The sequence below is a fragment of the Streptomyces sp. ID05-39B genome (assembly GCF_033794725.1).
GTDB lineage: Bacteria > Actinomycetota > Actinomycetes > Streptomycetales > Streptomycetaceae > Streptomyces > Streptomyces bobili.
In genome coordinates this window covers 1-3892 of the sequence record NZ_JARGEF010000419.1, presented here as the reverse complement: position 1 = coordinate 3892, position 3892 = coordinate 1, and the positions used below count along the sequence as shown (strand labels likewise).

Annotated in this window: 3 protein-coding genes; 1 reads left to right on the top strand and 2 read right to left on the bottom strand. The window is 72.2% G+C overall.

All coding sequences use genetic code 11. From position 1 onward, the window contains the following. Positions 1 to 177: 177 nt before the first annotated feature. Positions 178 to 1116 carry a M56 family metallopeptidase gene (locus P1P75_RS40405; protein WP_319264730.1) on the bottom strand — a complete coding sequence of 313 codons (939 nt, stop codon included), beginning with the start codon at positions 1114 to 1116 and terminating at the stop codon, positions 178 to 180. Positions 1117 to 1261: 145 nt separating this feature from the next. After that, positions 1262 to 2545 carry a fumarylacetoacetase gene (fahA, locus tag P1P75_RS40400; RefSeq protein WP_319264728.1) on the bottom strand — a complete coding sequence of 428 codons (1284 nt, stop codon included), beginning with the start codon at positions 2543 to 2545 and terminating at the stop codon, positions 1262 to 1264. 428 nt (positions 2546 to 2973) lie between these two features. Here fahA and P1P75_RS40395 point away from each other — a divergent pair. Further along, positions 2974 to 3892 (top strand): DegT/DnrJ/EryC1/StrS family aminotransferase (locus P1P75_RS40395; protein WP_319264727.1); only part of this gene is annotated, 919 nt, incomplete at its 3' end.

The following is a 3892-nucleotide window of genomic DNA, read 5'->3' as shown; positions in this document are numbered from 1 at the left end:
TGTATACGAGTTTTCTGCCTGTTTCGTTGTCTTTTAGATGTGTATAAGGGAAAAGGACTGCCCCCAGCGCCGACCGGGGGCTGAGCGCCGGCCTCGGGCGGCGCTCAGCCCCCGGTCGGCGCTGGGGGCAGTGCGGTCAGGTTGGTGCGGTCAGGTCGGTGCGCTCAACCAGTGCGCTCAGGCCAGTGCGGTCAGGCCCGGGGCGAAGGTGATCAGCAGCGGGAGCAGCGGGACCAGTGCGGCCACGGTCGTCGTCAGGGCCCGGTGCCGGCGCAGCAGCCGTGGGGGCGGCTGGAGGAGACGGTCCACGCGTTCGCCCAGCAGGCGGTGGGAGGACGCGCAGGACAGGACGCCTCGGTGCTGGTTCAGCTCGATCAGCGCCAGGGCCGTCGTGAGGTGACCGCAGCGGCGGGACGCGGTGTCGTCGGCGGAGAGTTCGACGAGGCGATGTGTCTGGTCGCAGAAATGGGCGAACAGGGGGATGCGCGGGAAGCCGGTCGCCAGGGCCGTCGACAGATGCGTCAGCCAGTCGTGGTGGGCGCGGGCGTGTCCCCGCTCATGGGTGAGGACCGCGTCCAGCTGACGGGAGGTGAGGCGGTGCAGGGCACCGGTGGTCACGATCAGCTGGGGTGGGTTGCCGGGCATCCACCAGGCGTCCGGGTACTCGTCCTCGAGCACGAGCAGCGGACCCCGGGCGGAGGGCAGTCCGGCCGGCAGGTCGGGGGCGCGTTCGCGCAGATGGGCGCGGGTCCGGCCGCGGCGCCTGCGGGTCTCGACCAGCTCGCGGGCGAGCATGGCGGTGGTCCAGGCGGCCCCGCAGGCCAACAGCAGCGTGAGGGCCGTCGCCCACAGCGGGGCGGTGGACAGGTCGTAGGCCTCCGTCACGGCCGGCGGCGCGGGGGCGAAGACCTGGCTGCGGACGGTGTGGAAGACGGCGGCGGCCCCCAGGACCAGCGCCGTCAGACAGCACAGCAGCACCGTGGCGACCAGGCACTGCCACACCCACAGGGCGACCACCGGCTCCCGCTCGGGCCACTCGGCCCGGGTCAGCGCGCGCGGGACCGGCACGGCGGCGGTCAGGGCGACGACGCTCAGCAGGAGCAGGCAGAGGGTCATTGCCACGGGCTCCGGATCCTGGTCGGAAGAGACGGGGGGAGTACGGGTCGGAGCGACGGCCGGCAGGCGTGCTCCGGGAAGGTGCGTGCGGCGGGCCCGGTACGGACCGTTCCCGCCGCCAGTATGACGGTGCGGGCCGCCGGAGTCAGCCCGCGAGAACCCGCCCGTTCACCTCACCCAGACCGACGCGCAGTCCGCCCGGACCCGGCGCCCAGGCCGACAGGGTCACGACATCCCCGTCCTCCAGGTAGGTCCGCTTGCCGTCGGGGAGTTCCAGGGGGTCGCGGCCGTTCCAGCTCAACTCCAGGAGGGAGCCGCGCTGGTTGTCGGACGGGCCGCTCACGGTGCCCGAACCGTAGAGGTCGCCGGTGCGCAGGGAGGCACCGTTGACCGTCAGGTGGGCCAGTTGCTGGGCGGCCGTCCAGTACATGGTGGAGAAGGGGGGTTCGGAGACGACGTGGCCGTTGATGGCGACCGAGATGCGCAGGTCGTAGCCGGCGGGCTCGGTGGCGGAGTCGTCGAGGTAGGGCAGCAGGGGATGGGTGCGCTCGGGGGGTGACAGCCGCGCGTTCTCCAGCGCCTCCAGCGGGGTGATCCACGCCGACACCGATGTGGCGAAGGACTTGCCGAGGAACGGGCCGAGGGGGACGTACTCCCAGGCCTGGATGTCGCGGGCCGACCAGTCGTTGAGGAGGCACAGACCGAAGACGTGCTCACGGAAGCCGGTCAGCGGTACCGGGTGCCCCTGCCGCGACGGCGTGCCCACCACGAAACCGACCTCGGCCTCGATGTCGAGCCGCTGGGACGGGCCGAAGACGGGGGCCGGATCGGTGGGCGCCTTGCGCTGGCCCGAGGGGCGGACGACGTCCGTGCCGGAGACCACGACCGTGCCGGCGCGACCGTGGTAGCCGATCGGCAGGTGCTTCCAGTTCGGCAGGAGGGTGTCCGCGGCGTCCGGACGGAAGATGGCGCCCGCGTTCCGGGCGTGGTGCTCGGAGGCGTAGAAGTCGACGTAGTCGGCCACCTCGAAGGGGAGGTGCAGGGTCACCGAGGAAAGGGGGTGCAGGAAGGGCAGCAGCGTCTCCCGGAGGGAGATGTCCGTGACCCAGTTGGTGAGGGCGCGGCGCACCTCGGACCAGGTCGGACGGCCCGCCGCCAGCAGCGGGTTGAGGGTCGGGCGGCCGAGCAGGTCGGCGTGCGGGGAGCCGAGGGCACGGGCTGCCGCAGCGGCGTCCAGCACATGGTCGCCGAGCCGGACACCGACGGTCCGCTGCCCGGAGGCGGAGGCGGAGGCGGAGGCGGAGTTGGAGCTGGTCCCGGTCTCTGACTCCGCGTGAGAGCCGGCCTCGGGGCTGAGGAGGGAGAAGACGCCGTAGGGGAGGTTGTGCGGGCCGAAGGGGTCGCCCTCGGGGAGGTCGAACGGGGACAAGGGGGGCATGGGGTGCTGCCTCACTTTCGTGCTCTCCATCTGTTCGCCAGGTGTGCACATGTGTTCGCCACGGCCGAGGTGCCGGGCGTGCGCAGGTGCTCCGCGGGTGCTCTGCGGGTGTGCCGAGCCGCGGCACACGTTACGGCTGACCTCGCGGGAGGGACACCGGAGCGACACGGGAGTGACACGGGAGGTGAGGGATGGGGCGGCACGGACGGAGCGCTCCGCGTTCGTTCGTGTACGGGAAGTTGTCCACAGGCCGGTCCGCAATCTTGACGGAGTGGTGCGAAAGGGGCGACTCTGGGCGGGTGCTGGAAGGCCTCGGGGAGGGGGCCTTCCCATGGCACTTTGGGGGGCGGATGGCCACAGGGGAGGCCGGCCTCGGGTCGACGCGGCATGCTTCACGGCCGAAACGGCTGGAAGAGACCATGCGCGGCAGACTCGGCCGGGAATGCGTGTACGTGCCGTCGTGCCGGTTCGGGCTGTTCGTGGCCCTGCGTCACTGGTGCCCGCCGGGCGGACGGGTGTTGATGTCGCCGGTCAACGACGACGTGATCTTCTTCGTCCTGCTCGCGGCCGGACTCAGACCTGTGCAGGCGCCGTTGAACCCGCTGGACGCGTCGATCGACGTCGACGCGGTGCCGGACGAGCTGTGGCGCTCCCTGTCCGCGGTGCTGACCACGAACCTGTACGGCAATCCGGACGACGCGCCGCGGCTGCGGGCCAGGTGTGACGCGCTCGGGATTCCCCTGTTCGAGGACGGGGCGCACGCCATCGGCAGCGACGTGGCCGGCCGGCCGGTCGGGGCCTGGGGCGATGCCTCCGTCTTCAGCCTGTCCAAGCACGTCGGCGCCAAGGCCGGCGGTTTCCTGTCCTGCGCCGATCCGGGGCTGCGCGAGGCATTGGAGAAGACCTGCGAGGACCTGCTGCTGCCCGGACGGCTCACGGCCGAACTGGCCTACACCGTCCGGCCGTACGCGGAGGCTGCCGTCCGTGGGCTGAGGCTGCGGCGGGCCGCGTGGGCCGCGATGCGGATGCTCGGGCTGATGGAACGCGAGGAGATCCGGATGCCGCTGCGGGCCCAGGACCTGGACCGGGCGGTCGCCGCGGCGCCAAACCTCACCGCGGGTGACTCCTGGGTCCGGGTCGACCTGCACGACTACCGGTTGCGTTCGGGCGGCCTGCGCCTGGGCCGGATCGGCCGCAAGCTCGATCATCTCGACGAGGTGCTTGCCGCCTGCCGAGCGGGCACGGAGCAGTTGCTGTCCACGCGGTGGGCGCGGCAGGGGCCGGGGCCGGGCCGTGTGGCTGAGGCGGGTGGTGCCGGTGGGGCCGAGGGTGCTGGGG

Coding starts and splice junctions, on each gene's coding strand:
- P1P75_RS40405 (WP_319264730.1), bottom strand. CDS start 1,116: ATGACCCTCTGCCTGCTCCTGCTGAGCGTCGTCGCCCTGACCGCCGCC.